The organism is Paenibacillus sp. Soil522 (genome assembly GCF_001428245.1).
Lineage (GTDB): Bacteria > Bacillota > Bacilli > Paenibacillales > Paenibacillaceae > Pristimantibacillus.
The window spans coordinates 186,378-203,276 of record NZ_LMRV01000066.1 but is presented as its reverse complement, the minus strand read 5'-3'; the positions used below and the strand labels follow the sequence as shown (position 1 = coordinate 203,276).

The following is a 16,899-nucleotide window of genomic DNA, read 5'->3' as shown; positions in this document are numbered from 1 at the left end:
AAGAAAAGACAAGTACGCTAATAGGAATGCTATTTGATATCGCTTACAATTTCATTAGGCAAGTGATCGATCTTGTTTGCAGTCGGCAAGGAGGGTGATGAGGAATTATGTGATGCGCTATCAAATTAGAACTCATCAGTAGTGAGGAAATGCAATCGTAACACAAATCGATCTTATAAGTGGAGGCATTTTAATGCGAGGAAAATTATCTAAAATGCTATGCGCTTTGTTATGCTGCGCGATGCTGCCGTTCGGCCCTGCGGCCGCTTCGGCTGAAACCGTAACCGCCGAACGGATTCCCGCTTTTCCGGGTGCCGAAGGCGGTGGGATTTACACGACGGGAGGTCGTGGTGGAGATGTCTATGAGGTGACCAATCTGAATGATTCGGGCCCCGGTTCGCTGCGTGATGCGGTCAGCGCCGGGAATCGGACCGTCGTTTTCCAGGTGTCCGGAACGATTCATCTACTATCGTCGCTCAGAATCGCCGGCTCGAACTTGACGATCGCCGGTCAAACCGCCCCGGGAGACGGCATTACGGTCGCCGATTACCAAACGACCCTTAGCGCGGATAATGTAATCATCCGCTATATGCGGTTCCGCGTCGGCGACAAGCACCCCAGCGAGGCTGATGCTTTCGGAGTGCGCGGACACCAAAATTTCATCATCGATCACTGTTCATTCAGCTATTCCGTCGATGAAACGTTATCGCCATACCAAAATAAAAACACCACCGTTCAATGGTCCATCATCTCCGAGAGCATGCTGCACTCAACCCACGCGAAAGGAAATCACGGATACGGCGGGATCTTCGGCGGGGAAAACGCCACGTTCCATCATAATCTGATCGCCCATCACTCCAGCCGTAACCCGCGTTTTGCCGCGGATGTAGGCCAGACAGTGGATTTTCGCAACAACGTGATTTACAACTGGGGCTTCAAATCCGTTTATGGCGGGGAGAACGCTTCGGTCAATATGGTAAACAACTACTATAAATTCGGTCCGGATACGAGATACGGATTTACCCGCAATCTGATCATGGACCCGCCTCCCGCCACTAGCAAGTTCTATCTGGACGGCAACTACATGGACGGTTCTCCGGAAGTCACAGCAGATAACTGGAGCGGGGTTAGCAACGTTCCCGATGGGGTGAAGCTGAGCAGTCCGGTTCCGTTTGCCGAGCAGGTGACGATGCAATCCGCAGAAGATGCTTATCAGGCTGTTCTTGCCGTTGCGGGAGCGTCACTTCCAATACGGGATTCTTTTGACGCCCGCGTAGTGAACGACGTCGTCAACCGGACAGGCCGTATTCTCAATTCGCCAAAGGAGGTCGGGGGAATCCTTGATTATGCTTCTGCTGCTGCCCCGGACGATACGGATCATGACGGAATGCCGGACAGCTGGGAGCTGGCGAGAGGCCTTAACCCTATCGATGCGGGGGATGGAAAAATCGTTGGTGCCGACGGTTACACCAACCTGGAGCATTATTTGAACTCCATATCGGGAAGCGGCTCGAAAAATCCGCTGGTCAGCGTTACAGGTCCCGCACCTCACGCGCTGATCGAAACCGGAAGCCAAATCGCAATTCAGGCTGCAGCATCCGATCCGGACGGCAGTGTAGCCAAGGTAGAGTATTACGCTAATGATGTAAAAATCGGGGAAACGAGTGCGGCGCCCCATTCCTTCGTTTGGAACAATGCACCCGAGGGAACCTATTATTTAACTGCCCGGACCATTGACAATACGGGGACCGCAACGAGCTCAACGGCCGTACCTGTTCATGTGAACGATCAGGGCAGTGTCTCCCCTTGGGTTCTGAATGATATCGGTACAGTGGGCATTCCGGGGACAGCTTCGCTGAAAGACGGCGTTTTCACTGTCAAAAGCGCGGGTCTCATTGGTGGTTCGGCAGACAGTTTCTCTTATTTGTACCAGCCGCTCCAAGGTAACGGAGAAATCATAGCGCGCGTGGATGATGTCAGCCCGATTACGGACGGTACGCAGGCCGGGGTTATGATTCGTGCGTCGTTGTCTCCGGATTCGCCGGCGGCAGCTATGACAGCTTCTTTCGTCAAATTGGGTACGGCTGGAAGGTTTCTTGCGCGAACGGCGCAAGGGGCCGTTATGACAGAACAGCAGGTTGACGGCTTTGCGGCGCCGGGATGGGTAAAGCTGGTACGTATCGATAACCGAATTGATGCGCTTCTTTCGCAGGACGGCCAGTTGTGGACACCTGTCGGTTCGCAAACGTTCGAACAGCTGCCGGAAACGGTTTATTACGGACTGGCGCTCGACGCGGCAAAAACAAACAATGACATCAATAACTATAATGCCAGCCATTTTTCCAATGTCCGTCTGCAGCAGCTAACGCCCTTTCCGGCGGCTCCTACGGGATTGAAGGCGACAGGAGGCGCCTCGGTAGGGTTAACCTGGAGCCCGGTCAGCGGCGCGACGGGTTATCTGGTCAAGCGTTCCTCGATACAGGGGGGACCTTATAGCGTTATTGCAGAGACTAATCAGAACACGTCCTTCACAGACAGCACGGTTACTGTCGGAACAACTTATTATTACGTGGTCAGTGCAATGAACGGCACCGGCGAAGGACCCAATTCGGGCGAAGTTAGCGCAACGGCGACCGGAACTGCCATCATTTCCATTTTAGATGAAAGCCTTGAGGATCAGAACATTGGTGACCAGCCTGCCGGTTACCAAGTTGTGCCGGATCCCCCTACAAGCACGAACTGGGTCAAGATTGATGCCATTCCGGAAGGCACAACGGGCAACACGTCCCAGAAGGTTATACAGCTTTACGATCAAGGGAATATCAACACCAAACTGACAAGATCGTTCGAACCGCAAACGGGACTGGTTACGGTGGAAGTGGACTTTATGCAGCCGCTAATCGCCGGTACCGCCAGGCCTATCGTCATTCTTGACAAACCGGCAGGAAATGTGGCGGTTGAGCTTCTGGTCGCCTCAACCGGGATACAGTACCGCTCGGCCAGCGGAAATCTGACGCTCCCAAACTCAACGCCATTAACGGCAAAGAAGTGGTACCGGTTCCAAATCGATCTCGATGTGTCGGGCAAGACAGCCGACGTATATATCAACAATGAGTTTATGGCTAAAATTCCATTTTACAGCACAAGGGTTGCTTCAATCGCAGCGATTCATTCCTTTACACCGGGAACTGGGAGGGGGAATCACTTTTGGGATAATGTGAAAGTTTACCTCCAGCCTGCGCCCGCTCCTCGCGGACTCGCCGCAACGATCGGCAACGAACAGGTCCAGTTGAGATGGAATGCCGCGAGTGGAGCGACTTCCTATAACGTAAAAAGGAGCTTGACCGACGGAGGCCCTTACACGCCAATCGCGCGAGATATCGCCGAAACGACCTACATCGACAGCGGCTTGACGAACGATACGACCTACTACTATGTCGTGACGGCCAACAATCCAGTCGGCGAAAGCGGAAACTCAAACCAAATCGCTGCGACGCCGATCTTGCTGCCGGATAAACCGGCGGCGCCTGCCTCCTTGAGCTCGGTTCCGCGAAATGCTCAAGTATCGCTGGAATGGGCAGCGGTAGAAGGAGCGACCTCATACACGCTGAAGCGCTCCACCGTTTCCGGAGGACCATATACGAACGTGAAAACGAATATGACCGGCAATGCGTACACCGACAACGGTCTGGCAAACGGACAAACGTACTACTATGTCGTAACCGCCGTGAACATTGCCGGGGAAAGCGTGCCTTCGCAGGAAATGGCCGCAACGCCGGTCGCACCGCTCCAGTCCCCATCCGGTCTGCAAGCGGCAGCCGGTGACGGGCAAGCAACCATCACATGGCAGCCGGTTGCCTCGGCCGAATCGTATACCGTCAAGCGCAGCACGGTCAGCGGCGGTCCTTATACGCCTGTCGCGACCGGGCTGAGCGGAACGGCATACACCGATACCAGCTTGACGAACGGGACCGCTTACTATTATGTCGTGTCGGCCAATGGGGGCGGCACGATCAGCAGCAACTCGCCGCAGGTTCGGGTCATTCCGGCTCCTGCGAACGGTACACCGGCCGCTCCGGCGGTTAACCTCGAAGCAGGGAATTCGCAAGTGCGCATCAGCTGGACGGCTTCCGACGGAGCGCTTTCGTACAACGTGAAAAGAAGCGCGGCGTTGAACGGGTCATTCGAAACGATCGCGGCGAACGTCGCCGGAACGGCTTATACCGACAACGGGGTGACCAACGGGACGAAGTATTACTATTCGGTTACCTCCTTAAATGCGAAAGGGGAAAGCATCGGCTCGTATCCGGCGGCAGCCGTACCGGCGCATACCATCGTCGTAGCCAAGGACGGGACCGGAGACTTCACGACGATTCAGGCTGCGATTAATGCGATTCCGGCCAATAACACCAAAAGGACCGTTATCTACATTCGCAACGGCGTCTATCGGGAGCAAATCGTCGTACCGGCAAACAAGCCGTATGTAAGCTTTATCGGCGAAAGCGCAACCGGCACGATTCTCGTCTACCATCTTAACGTAGGTTCCAAGCATCCTGACGGTACGCCGATGAGTACGCTCGAAACGGTCACGGCTGTCGTGCAAGGCAACGATTTTTCGGCCGAAAATATGACCTTCCAGAACGACTCCGGTCAAGGCACCGGTCAGGCGCTCGCCGGTTATCTGACCGGGGACCGCAGTGTATTCAAAAATGTCCGTTTCCTCGGCTTCCAGGATACGATCTTCATTGCGGGCAGGATGTATTTCAAAGAATGCTATATCGAAGGCGACGTCGACTTCATTTACGGACCGGCGACCGCGTTTTTCGAAAACAACCATCTGCACAGCAAGCGGAGAGGCGGTTATATAACCGCGGCCAACACAGATCAGAACAATCCTTACGGTTACGTATTCGTGGGCGCGAAAATAACGGCCGATGAGGGCATAACATCCGGCTACTTGGGCCGTCCGTGGCGGGCATATGCGAACGTTGTGTTCCTGGACAGCTGGATGGATGCTTTCCTGGCCGGGCCAGGCTGGCACAACTGGGGCAACCCGGACAACGAGCTTACCGCGCGGTATGCGGAATACAATACGAGCGGCCCCGGCAACGATCCTGCACACCGCGTCAATTGGCAGAAGCAGCTGACGCCGGAGGAAGCGAACGCTTATACGCTGCAGCAAGTACTGAAAGGCAGCGACGGGTGGGATCCGTCCGAAGACGCTGTCATTCCGGGCGCGCCGACGGCCGACCGCACGCTGCTTACGGAATTGCTGGATCAAGCGGACGCAGTTGTTGCCGATTATTTCACCGACGACAGCTATGCAGCGTTCCAAACGGCGTTAACGAGTGCGAAATCGGTTGCCGCGAACGCCAAAGCAACCCAAAGTGAAGTTGATGCGGCTGCCGACAGCCTGAAGTCGGCACTGAACGGTTTGATCTATAAGATTGCGGCATCCGTGGATTCCGCCGTGCCGAATGGGAACGGCTGGTATACGGTGCCGGTTACCGTCACGTTATCGACTTACGGCAGTGCGGAATACAAACTGAACGATGAGGTTTCCTGGCATTCTTATACAAAGCCGATCGCTTTGGATCAGGAAGGCGCTTTTACGGTCAGCTACCGTTCCAAGAACAGCGCAGGGACTGCCGGATCCGTTCATACTGCGACAGCAAATATCGACAGGACGGCTCCCGTTACAACCGCAACTGTAAGTCCGGCGGCGCCTAACGGCAGCAGCGGCTGGTATACGTCAGATGTAACGGTAAGCTTGTCTGTATCTGACAATTTGTCGGGCGCGGCGAAATCGGAGTACAGTTTGGATGACGGAGCGACCTGGCAGCCATATCTGTCAGCGTTAACGATCGATAAAGACGGCAAATATACCGTCAGCTACCGCTCGACGGACAATGCGGGCAATGTGGAAACGACGAAAACGATTGGCTTCAATCTCGATAAGACCGCACCGACCATTACGGTATCAGGAGTGGTGTACGGCACGTACAGCGATTCCATGGATATTACGCCGATTATTACGCTCAGCGATAACTGGTCCGGAGTTGATGGCAGCAAGAAGACGTTCACGTTGGATACGTATGGCATACAACAGGGAGAGACAATTCAGCTGTTTACGCTGCCGCTTGGCACGCACACGTTTATGGTAACGTCGAGCGACCTGGCAGGGAATACGAGCAGCCGATCCGTCTTGTTCCACACTACAACAAGTATCCAATCCATGCAGGCCTTGGTCACCCACTTTACGAATGTCAGATGGATCGATAATGCAGGTATAGCCGCTAGCTTGCAAAGCATGTTGAAAGCGAATGAGTTAGAAGCTTTTGTAAACTTTGTGAAGGCGGAAAGCGGCAAACAGATTTCAAGTCAGGCCGCAGGCTACTTGGTTCGGGATGCCCAGTATTTATTATCCAAACAATAAGAGAACGTAGAGCGATCGAGGATTCCAATATGGAAGAATTGTATAAAGCCCGGCTGTACGCCGGGCTTTGATTTTGAGGGCACGGCAGAACGCAAGAAATGATACGGTTTTGCACTGTTACAGGAGGGAAGCACGAATGATTTATGGAAATGTTAGTCTCCACAATGTGGCGGAGCTTCTAACGGATGACGGAAACGGTGTTCTGCTCTCGCGAGTGCCTAATGCGCTTCGTCTCTTGCTAAATGAAAAGGCGCAGAAGCGGGCATTAAACGGGGCTGGCGTTGAGCTTCGTTTTCTTCTGCATGGAGAAGAGGCGGTAATTGAATGGATGTTGGAACCAGGGGATGGTATACCCCCCAAGGGGATTGTCGAGGTGTTTCAAGGTTCCTTCCAAAGTGATTATGAAACCACGCCGCAGATCGTTCGTCCTGGAGTTACATGTCTTAAAGTGAAGCGAAACCAGAAGCACCATAAGTTTCTCCAGGAGCAGTACCAAGCGGGGCAGTTCCCATTTGACCCTTCCGTAGTTAGAGTCTTGCTGCCCCAAGACAGCACGATTCGCCTATTGCGTACCGAGGGGGAGATCAGTCCTCCCCGTCCGGATCAGGCCCCGAAGGAACGTTATTTAGCTTACGGATCTTCGATTACGTTCGGAGGGGACGCCGCGGTACCCTCCGGAGGGGACGCCGCGGTACCCTCCGGAGGGTACGCGTCAAGAACCGCTGACAGGCTGGGCGTTGACTTAATCAACCTGGGCTTTTCCGGTAGTTGTTATCTCGAAGAGGCAATGGCTGATTATATCGCAGAAAGGAATGATTGGGCGTTTGCATCCGTGGAACTCGGGATCAATGTCATCGGTTTCATGCCGGTTGATCAATTCGGACAAAAGGCGGAATATTTCCTTCGACGCGTGTCCGACAGCCATCCAGACAAATGGGTGTTCTGTATCGATATTTTCACCTGCCACCGTGACTTGTTTGAAGAGGCGATCGTTCGGCAATACCGCGAAGTTTTGCAACAGAAGGTGAGAGAGCTGAATCGGCCTCGACTGGTGTATCTTTCCGGTCGAGAGCTGCTTTCGGATTGGAGAGGGTTAAGTGTGGATCTGCTCCATCCTTCCACGGAAGGTATGTTTGATATTTCTCTACGATTGGCTCGCCGAATACAGGGTTACAGAAATGACTAGAATGGCACTCCGATCCTATTAATAGTATTGTTAACGACTTTCACCACATTTTTATTCTAGTCGTGAGCGTTTTGCTGCTTCCGATAGCGGGGCTAGGTGTAACACCGGTAATTTTCTTAAATGTTTTAGTGAAGTGGGCGATATTTTCGAATCCGACGTTTTTGGTCTGTGGCGGGCTGACGGACATTTACATACCAGAGAACAAACTACATTCTCCATGTGAAAATGGAATGTCTACATATGCTTGGACGCGGAGCGGGAGTATAGTTAGTTTTAAGAAATTCGTGGAGCCGGTTATTCGGGGGCTCCGCGATATATTTCTTGGCTTTGCGGCCTTCGTTCATTTCCGCAGTGACTTGCTCAGGTTCGGATTCGTTCCCGGTAGCCCAAGTACGGCTTTCCGCTTGCTCTAATTTCGCTCAATGTCTCGAATTCCACGCTTGCATACTCTTCTTTAGTTCTGTCTTGAGTTTGCGGTCCGCATCCACAATCGGCTTCGCAATATCCTTCAAGTAGTGATACTGGCAGTACTGATATGGAACGTTCGGTAACAGCTCTTCGAATGCCAAGAGGATCAAATGCTGACCATCGCTCACGATGCCGACAATGGGAAACCCGAGTTCAATAATCGGTTTTATTAATGTTTGTGATTCTGTAGCCGCTCCACTTTTCATGTTTTTTGCAGCAAGTACCGTCCCACTGAATATTTCGCGCAGCACGTATTACGTTTCATTGCCTTTCAAGCAATCCGGTCCGATCGATGAACGCGGCTACCGCTTGACCGGTTCGCGGTCCTGAGTCGTTCCGGATGGTAAGCCGCTCCGCGCTGAAATCGTCTGCGTATACATAAAAGCTTCCACTGCGAAACGTGCCGAGCGGCTGCCCGTCCGGCCCGAGTGTATGGGCGTTGTCGGAGTAGACGAGCACCGTCGCGTCTGCGCCTTCTCCGATCATTTGAATGGACGCCTTATTTTACGGACCGTATATTTTTTCGCGATATACGCCTTTTCCAATCTCAATGATAACAGGCGTGTCGTGAAACTCAGGTACCGCATCGACGGCCGCTTGCACAGTACTGTAATCCCCTCGTCCGCTCTGATCAACTGTAATTATCAACTGTTCACACTCTCCTTTTCCTTTTTAACTGCTTCAATCTATATATTAATAATTTCGAAGGGCAAAAACTACCGACTCAACTGTCGAAAACAGTCAATTCTTTGCTTTTCTTGCCCATTTGTTTTGCCAAGCAGAACAAATAAGTAATTTTCAGCCGGAGTGAACAGGGATGAACATGGCTGTACCGGGAAAAGAGCATTAAAAGCAAAAAATGAAGGGAAATGAGCATAAAACCTGAAAAATAAGTTCAGCCATTTTTTTATAATGTCAATTAGAGGTGATAAAGAATGAAGCATGAAACGCGATGGTCGATCCGAACGGCGGATACAATAGTCTCTCAGGCCGGAAGCGACAGCTTGCATCCGGAAATCGAGAAGCGGTGGGCATATGTGCCGGGAATGATGCTGATGGCGATCGCCCGTACGGGCGAATATTACGAATTGGATTCCTATTATGAGTTCATGAAGCGGCATATGGATTTGTTTGTGAAAGAGGATGGCTCCATTCGGGGATACAGAGTGGAAGAGTACAATCTCGATCAGATCAACCAGGGAAAAAACTTGTTCAAGCTCATCGAGCGAACGGGAGATTCCCGTTACGAGCAAGCCGCGCACACGCTTGCCGTGCAGCTGATCGGACAGCCCAGAACCACGGAGGGCGGTTTTTGGCATAAGAAGATTTACCCTTTCCAGATGTGGTTGGACGGACTGTACATGTCTTCTCCTTTCCTGGCCCAATATGCGAAAACATTTAATCGGCCGGATTTGTTCGACGAGGTTGCCCTTCAACTGTTGTTGGTGGAACGGAAAACTCGCGACTCGAGGACAGGCCTGCTCTATCACGGCTGGGATGAAGCGGTCGAGCAAAACTGGGCCAATCCGAAAACGGGTTGCTCCCAAAATTTCTGGAGCCGGGCAATGGGATGGTATGCGATGGCTTTGGTGGACAGCCTTGAGCATTTACCGGCAGATCATCCGAAGCGCGGCACGATCATCGGAATTTTTGAACGGATGTGCGGCGCGCTGGCCCGAGTTCAAGAGCAGGTGAGCGGCTTGTGGTTTCAAGTTTTGGATCAAGGCTTCCGGGAAGGAAATTATCTAGAGACTTCCGGATCCAGCATGTTCATATACGCTCTTGCCAAGGGGGCGAGACTGCAATATCTTGAAAAGCCTGCAAGGAAAGTGGCAGAGAAGGCGTTCGCAGGATTGCTCGACCGGTTTGTCGAGGCGAACAATTCCGGCGTCCATCTCCACTCGATATGCCACGGGGCTGGATTAAGTACCGACAGGGACGGCACTTACGGCTATTATATCAGAGAGAAAATCGTGTCGGATTCCCACATCGGCGTAGCTCCGTTCCTTCTGGCTTGCCTGGAGATGGAGAAATTACAGGAAGAGTAGGTGAATTGTGCATGCATAATACAACAGAAACGTTGAAGTGTAAGCCGTGGATTTCCGATCAGGGGGACGGCACTTTCGTCAATCCCGTGCTTCATGCGGATTACTCGGATCCGGATGTGATCAGGGTCGGAGAGGATTTCTATATGACCGCCTCAAGCTTCAGTCACATACCCGGTTTGCCGATCCTTCATTCGAAGGACTTGATTAACTGGACGTTGATTAACCACGTCATTCAGCGGATGGATATGCCCGGATACGACAAGCCGCAGCACGGCAACGGGGTGTGGGCGCCGGCTCTTCGTTATCACGCGGGTAAGTTTTGGATGTATTACGGGGATCCGGACGTCGGGATCTTTATGAGCACGGCGGACGATCCCGCCGGAGAATGGGAGCCGCTGCACCTTGTCAAAGAAGGCAAAGGCTTGATCGACACTTGCCCCTTCTGGGACGACGACGGACAAGCGTATTTGGTGCACGCCTTCGCAAACAGCCGGGCCGGCATTAAACACAAGTTTAGACTTTGCAAAATGTCGTCAGACGGCAAGCAGCTTCTTGACGAGGGACAAATTATTTTCGACGGAACGGAACATCATCCGACCTTGGAAGGTCCGAAGATGTACAAACGAAACGGGTATTACTATATTTTTGCGCCAGCCGGCGGGGTCGCTACGGGCTGGCAGACGATTTTACGCGCTTCCTCCATCTATGGACCGTATGAAGATAAAATCGTGTTGCATCAAGGCGATACGGCGATCAACGGACCTCACCAAGGCGGATGGGTCGAATTGGAGTCCGGAGAGTCCTGGTTTCTGCACTTTCAAGACAAAGGGGCATACGGCCGAATCTTGCATTTGCAGCCTGTCCGCTGGGTGGACGATTGGCCGTTGATGGGCATTGACCGCAATGGCGACGGCATCGGGGAACCGATTGTTTGTCATCCGAAGCCGAACGTCGGAAAAGATTATCCTGTGGCAGCTCCGGCCGACTCCGACGAGTTCGACGGGGGCTCGAGCTTGGGACTTCAATGGCAATGGCAGGCAAACCCGAGTCCTGCTTGGTATTCATTAGACGGGGAAAGCCATCTCCGATTGTACGCTCAACCTCTTCCTGCCGATGCACTAAACTTATATCACGCACCGCATCTGCTGATGCAGAAGTTTCCCGCGGAATCGTTCCAGGCGGAAGCTCTTCTTGACTGCACTTCGTTGCAGGCAGGGGAGCGGGCGGGTTTGATCGTTTTTGGATACAACTATGCTTATGTCGCGCTCCAGAAGAAGGAAGACGGTTCCGGGTTCGAACTGTTGTGGGCGGAAGGCAACGGGACGGATGAAACCGTCGTCTGGACAACTGGCTTGACGGCAGGGACAGTCGTGCTCCGCGTAACGGTAACCGGCGGAGCTTCCTGCCGTTTTGAGTATAGCATCGGGGACGGCAGCGGGTTTGCCCCGTGCGGTGAGACGGTGTTTGAAGCTTCCAAGGGCCATTGGGTCGGCGCGAAGGTGGGTTTGTTTGCCTTGCGGCCTCAAGACGCTCTTGCCTGCGGATATGTGGATAGCGACTGGTTTCGCGTTACGCAGATAGTGTGAATTATTGCGGAAACAAACGAACTGAATCGTCGAACATTCTCCCAGATGAAGAAAAATCGGCCGGTCTCGGGCATCATACCCGAGGCCGGCCGAACTCTATTTTTCTTGATCATGCAGAACCGAGACGGTTGCCGAAGCTGAAGCTTTGTTGCCCGCTTGATCTGCGTATACGTTATTGTATAGATCCGTTCGAAGCTGCCCGATCGTTCAGCGCGAAGCTGGAACAAAGTGTCGAAAGTATCGTAATCAGCTCCCTGAATATCATCCGGTTGATCACCGTCTCCCAAGCCGTTGTCCGGTTCGTTGCTCTTAATCGCGGCCAGAACGACGGAGTCCACTTGCGAAATGCCGTCGTCGGCAAAAACGGAAGCAGTGACCGTTACAAGCTTGTGGTTTCATATCCGTGTTTTGTGTTTTGATCGGTAGATGCGGTGGTAGTGTAGCCTCCGGCCATTCCGACATGTTTCAATTCGGAATTTTCGATATAAGTGTTGCCGTTGCCGTAATTGTAGTCGATCTTTCCTTCAATATACAAATCGTCCAAGTATTGCCGGACGGAAGCTACAAATAATGTGTCCTGGAATCCGTAAAGGTCCGTTTTTTTTGAAACGAACTTGACTGCTGCAACAAACAATGCAAGAGCCTGCGCAACGCCTTTGACACCGTTCGTGTCCTTGTTCGGGAACGCCGACTTTTGCATTTATGTTCTCCAGCGTAACATTTGCTCCCCGGATCTCAAAGCTTTGGGTCGGCGCATTCTGCGTATAGGTGACGTTGTCGTCGTAGGTGATGACAGTTCTTTTGCGGCTTTCCCCAATGAAGCTGATATACGGCTTGCTTGCCGGAGACACGACTTTCTCCTTTTAAATCCCGTTTCGAATAAAAGGCTGTCGCATTATGGAGAAGAGGCGCACTAGGAACAATAATTTTTTGAATGTTTGATGAGGAGGGGCTGAAATCATATTCAGCCCTTTATTCTAGATCTGCAATATCGAGGGAGAGAAAATCATTAACGGATTTACGCGTGACGTTTACGGTAGTGAAGTGGCGTCGTGCCGACGATCTTCTTGAAAGTCTTATTAAAATGGGCGATATGCTCGAAACCGGCTTGCTCGGAAATCAGCTGCACGGAATTCCGACTGTTTACAAGCAATTTCTGCGCTTCTTTTATTCTCACTACCTGCAAATACTCCCGAAAGTGAAAGCCCGTCAGTCTCGTAAAAATACGGCTAAGGTAGGAGGGACTGATATAAAATTGCTTGGCAACCTGCTCCAGCGTAATTTTCTGGTCGTAGTTGGAGTTGATATATTGCGCGATATCGGTTACCTTCTGGTGCATCGGGTGCTCGTACTCATGAGATTCTTGCCCTTGCAACGATTGCTCGATGCGGTACATCCGGATCAACAGCTCGTTCATCAACGACCGGACCAATGAAGTATAGTAGTCCGCCTGAGTCTCGCATTCCTCAAGCATCTGGTGCAGCAACCGCTCGATTTCCGTCTGATCCTTCAACGGGATTTTGATCAATCGGGAACACCCGCCCTTCAGCAATTCGCCGATGTGCGGATTTCCCCGCTCGACGAAAGCCGGAGAGAAGCTGAGCAATATTCTCTCAAACCGCAATTTGTCCGAGCTTGCGGTGGAGTGGAGATCATGAGGCTTGATAATCATCAAGTCGCCCTTCTTGACCGTAAATACTTTGCCGTTCAAGAAATATACCCTTTCCCCGTTCAGCAAATAATATAGTTCGAAGAACGGATGCTCATGGGGACGTTTCATGCTGCAAAATCCTGTGCGGGATATGTATTGGATTGAAAACATATTGCTGTCCTCGATAACGTATTTCTGCCTGAATTGATCATTCATGAACGATTTCTCCTTTCAGGAAGTCCGAATGCATTCCGTATGAATTTTTATACCACGCGTACGGGAGTTTATCAAGAGGTTGCGACCACTCTTTACATCTTCTTTACAAGCGTTTACATTGCCGAATCTTTACACCGTGTTTACATCGGAGTCTATATAATCGGGAAATAACAGGAAGCGGCTTTAGACGCAGGGATGAATTTCATCGACGGTAAATTGGTAGAGAAGGAAGACAAGCTGTACAACCATTCTGGACGCCTTCACAGGGGAGCTTCTTGCCAACAACCTATCCGTTTCTCTCCATTTGCCTCTAGCTACAGAAATCATTGAATTGTTAACGAAACAGAGGCGCTTGAAACTCCATAAGGATGCCTTCATCCATTCCGATCAAGGCAGCCATTACACGAGCCCCATCTATTAGAAACTATTGAAGAAGAAAGGTCTTGGACAGTCAATGTCACGACGTGGGAACTGCTGGGACAATGCCCCTCAGGAGTCCTTCTTTGGTCATATGAAATATCATGTTAAGAGCCAGAACTGTACAACTTTTACCGAAGTGCAACGAGAAGTTAACCGCTACATTTGTTATTACAACCATTACAGATATCAGTGGGGCTAAAAAGATGACTCCTGTTCAGTACGAGGGCACTGAAAAACTTGCTGTTTTTAAAATTTGTATGTACATCTTAAATTAAGGCGCCATTCCGTCCGATTTTCGAACGAAATGGCGCCTTTCTCTTCATTCTATTTACTTTTATTCCTTTAAGAGAGTCATAATTCGTTTGAGATTGACTGCGAATATTGCCATGGCACCCTGCATTTGCATGCCAATTAGACCCGCGGCTGAAGCTATATCATACCCGTGTCTATGTTTGAGTTCACTATTTTTCGCCTTGAATTCCTCACTATTTTGAAATGCTTCTTGTTCTATATGTTCATTTGATTTAATCGTGACCGAATAGGTTTTACTTTTCGCTCCTTCTTTATAACAACCCTCTCTCATAGGACATACTTTACATTTTTCAATATCAAACATATATGTATCTTTTTGATTGTTATTAATGCCTTTTTTACCTGTACGTGCCTTACGAATTGCCAGATGACCTGCTTTACACACATACATTCCAGCATCTTTATTAAATTCAAATTCATCCTCTTTTTTTCTAGTTCCTTGTGTAATATTAGGATTTAATTTAGCCATTAGTTGTAATTCGTTTTGGTTCGCATACTGAATATTATCCTTTTCAGAATAAGCCATATCACCAATCACGGTATCGATTTCCATCCCTGTTTCACGACTTTTTTCAATAAGGTTTGAAGTTGTTTCCCGTCACTTTTTTCTCCTGTTGTAATTACGGCAGCTGTAATAATACGTTCTTCATTCATTGCGATATGTGTTTTATATCCAAAGAAAGAGGAATCGGCTGTTTTATGGCCCACTCAAGCGTCTGGATCATTCGAGTATCGAAGTTGTTCGTGATGGTCTTCGACGATTTCCTTTAAGACGTTCAGTTTCGCTTTTACATTCGGGTATTCGCGAATAGTTTCTTCTGCATCGACCGTTTCAATGACTTTACGACAGTAATCTATTTCGTCTTCTAATTCATTCGTCGTCGTTTTCGGTGGGAATTTTCCTTTCATTTTTTCATCAATTTGATAAACGGCTTTTCGTACTAGCTTAGACTTCTCCATTAAAATTTCTTTCGATGACTTTTGGTTATAGCGTGCTTTTGTATGCGTTGCGTCTACGATAATCGATTTACTTTTAATTAACTCTTTCTCCAGTGCAATCTCAACGGTCTTTTGAATGAGCATGTCTAATAAACTTATATCTTGAAGACGGAGCTTGCGGAATTTCGTTAGTGAACTTGAATTGATGACCGGATCTTCTGGCGCCATGTCCAAAAAATATTTAAAAGACATATCGTATTTTGAGCGTTCTACGACATCAACATCGGATAAATCAAAAATCGATTTGAGCAATAAATATTTGAACATACGAATAGGTGGCACTGCATTGCGACCGTTATCGAGACAATATTTATTCTGCAATTCTTCGAGCACGAAAGAGAAGTCTACAAGTTCAATAATTTGGCGAAGCATATTATCTTTAGGCACAACGATATCGTAGATAGCCATAAATGGGCTGAGGCTTAGCGATTGTTGGTTTGAAATTATCGGGAACACCACCTGAAATTAGTACAATTATTATACAATAAAAACAGCGAGCCCTACCTCGAGAAATCGAGGTAGGGCTCGCTTAATTGAACTAGGAACTTTTTCAGTGCCCTCGTTCAGTACAGGAATCATCTCTTAAGTGCGGCATAAAGGGCTAGCCCCCTCTTATTTTTTATGTATCACTTGTGCTTGAGTCAGGACTAAGAGCATTCGTATAGGATTTGGGCCGGTATTGTAACGGAGACATGCCGGTCCATCGTTTGAACTGCCGACTGAAATGGCTCTGTGATGCAAAACCGAGCTGCTCTGAAATCATCTGGATTTTTAAATCGGTACTCAGTAATAAATGTTTGGCTTGCTGCAGTTTTTTGTTCGTCATATATTGCCGTGGGGACACCTTGTATACCTTTGTAAAAAGCTTATGGCATTGTATCCGACTTAAACAAAACTGCTTTGCGATCAAGTTAATAGAAAGAGTAGGTGAGTAGAGGTTGTCCGAGATGTATTGCTCGATTCGGTGGGCGGTTTCCACCTCATATAACGAGTTTTCTTGTCGAGGTATCCGCGGTGGATCCGAATTCAGAAACTGTATATCAATGATTTCACTCAGTATCATGAGAATGACCGACTGCAAGCGAAGTCTTTCTTTAATGAGAATAATATTTTCGATATCCGGGGGAAAACCGGTTGACGCCGTCGTGGCCAGGATGTTGTTCTTGATAAACTCGTCCAAATTTTCGAGTGGTAATCCCGAACGCGGAAATTGGCTGATGTTCCAATTTTGGATTGGCTGGGTTTGAAACAATTGGCGAAAATCCAAATCATCAATGTCAAAATGAATGGAAAGGTAAATATAGTTGTCGGGACCGGAATTCATCACATGATGGCGCAGGCCGGGAGGAATGATGAACCAATCCCCCTTACCGAAAGTGACGGAGTACCCATCGACATATTGAACCGCAGTGCCGTCGTAGCAATACAGCAGCTCAAAGATTTTATGATGATGGTCGGGATAGGCCCATCCAGGCTCCGCTACGCGAAAATGAAAGCCGATGAGCTGCAGCGTACTCATAATATCCGGGAAGCTGACTTTGTAAGCCAAAGGTGTTTCCTCCCTCAAAAGTGGAATA

The 16,899-nt window shown here is 49.8% G+C and carries 9 protein-coding genes and 3 pseudogenes; 5 read left to right on the top strand and 7 right to left on the bottom strand.

Annotated elements, in window-relative coordinates; all coding sequences use genetic code 11:
- The first annotated feature begins 193 nt into the window (after window positions 1–193).
- On the top strand, window positions 194–6,436 hold the full coding sequence (locus tag ASG81_RS30160) for a pectinesterase family protein (RefSeq protein ID WP_081417500.1): 6,243 nt from the start codon (window positions 194–196) through the stop codon (window positions 6,434–6,436).
- A 136-nt stretch (window positions 6,437–6,572) separates the two neighbouring features.
- Window positions 6,573–7,622 carry an SGNH/GDSL hydrolase family protein gene (locus tag ASG81_RS21965; protein WP_056639280.1) on the top strand — a complete coding sequence of 350 codons (1,050 nt, stop codon included), beginning with the start codon at window positions 6,573–6,575 and terminating at the stop codon, window positions 7,620–7,622.
- A 40-nt stretch (window positions 7,623–7,662) separates the two neighbouring features.
- Here ASG81_RS21965 and ASG81_RS34110 read toward each other — a convergent pair whose 3' ends face one another.
- The 3 genes and pseudogenes from ASG81_RS34110 to ASG81_RS21955 form a co-directional block, all read right to left on the bottom strand.
- Window positions 7,663–7,809, bottom strand: a complete 147-nt coding sequence (locus tag ASG81_RS34110; protein ID WP_442952940.1) for a helix-turn-helix domain-containing protein — start codon at window positions 7,807–7,809, stop codon at window positions 7,663–7,665.
- Between the two features lie 232 nt (window positions 7,810–8,041).
- Window positions 8,042–8,341: a hypothetical protein gene (locus ASG81_RS21960; protein WP_056639278.1), complete on the bottom strand. Its 300-nt coding sequence runs from the start codon at window positions 8,339–8,341 to the stop codon at window positions 8,042–8,044.
- 10 nt (window positions 8,342–8,351) lie between these two features.
- A pseudogene (locus ASG81_RS21955) lies at window positions 8,352–8,738 on the bottom strand (pectinesterase family protein).
- Window positions 8,739–9,025: 287 nt separating this feature from the next.
- Between ASG81_RS21955 and ASG81_RS21950 the strand changes: the two are divergent.
- Window positions 9,026–10,138: a glycoside hydrolase family 88/105 protein gene (locus ASG81_RS21950; RefSeq protein WP_056639276.1), complete on the top strand. Its 1,113-nt coding sequence runs from the start codon at window positions 9,026–9,028 to the stop codon at window positions 10,136–10,138.
- Between the two features lie 11 nt (window positions 10,139–10,149).
- Window positions 10,150–11,724 (top strand): glycoside hydrolase family 43 protein, encoded by a 1,575-nt coding sequence (locus ASG81_RS21945; protein WP_056639274.1) that lies wholly within the window; start codon window positions 10,150–10,152, stop codon window positions 11,722–11,724.
- 379 nt (window positions 11,725–12,103) lie between these two features.
- On the opposite strand, the gene ASG81_RS21940 is transcribed toward ASG81_RS21945, so the two are convergent.
- Both ASG81_RS21940 and ASG81_RS21935 read right to left on the bottom strand, forming a co-directional pair.
- Window positions 12,104–12,424, bottom strand: a complete 321-nt coding sequence (locus ASG81_RS21940; protein ID WP_056639272.1) for a pectinesterase family protein — start codon at window positions 12,422–12,424, stop codon at window positions 12,104–12,106.
- Window positions 12,425–12,742: 318 nt separating this feature from the next.
- Window positions 12,743–13,591 (bottom strand): AraC family transcriptional regulator, encoded by an 849-nt coding sequence (locus tag ASG81_RS21935; RefSeq protein ID WP_056639270.1) that lies wholly within the window; start codon window positions 13,589–13,591, stop codon window positions 12,743–12,745.
- Between the two features lie 226 nt (window positions 13,592–13,817).
- Between ASG81_RS21935 and ASG81_RS30155 the strand changes: the two are divergent.
- Window positions 13,818–14,286: pseudogene (locus ASG81_RS30155) on the top strand (IS3 family transposase); the annotation flags it as partial.
- Window positions 14,287–14,345: 59 nt separating this feature from the next.
- On the opposite strand, the pseudogene ASG81_RS30150 reads toward ASG81_RS30155, so the two are convergent.
- Both ASG81_RS30150 and ASG81_RS21920 read right to left on the bottom strand, forming a co-directional pair.
- Window positions 14,346–15,769, bottom strand: a pseudogene (locus ASG81_RS30150) (IS1182 family transposase).
- Window positions 15,770–15,941: 172 nt separating this feature from the next.
- Window positions 15,942–16,871 carry a helix-turn-helix domain-containing protein gene (locus ASG81_RS21920; RefSeq protein WP_056639268.1) on the bottom strand — a complete coding sequence of 310 codons (930 nt, stop codon included), beginning with the start codon at window positions 16,869–16,871 and terminating at the stop codon, window positions 15,942–15,944.
- Window positions 16,872–16,899 lie beyond the last annotated feature (28 nt).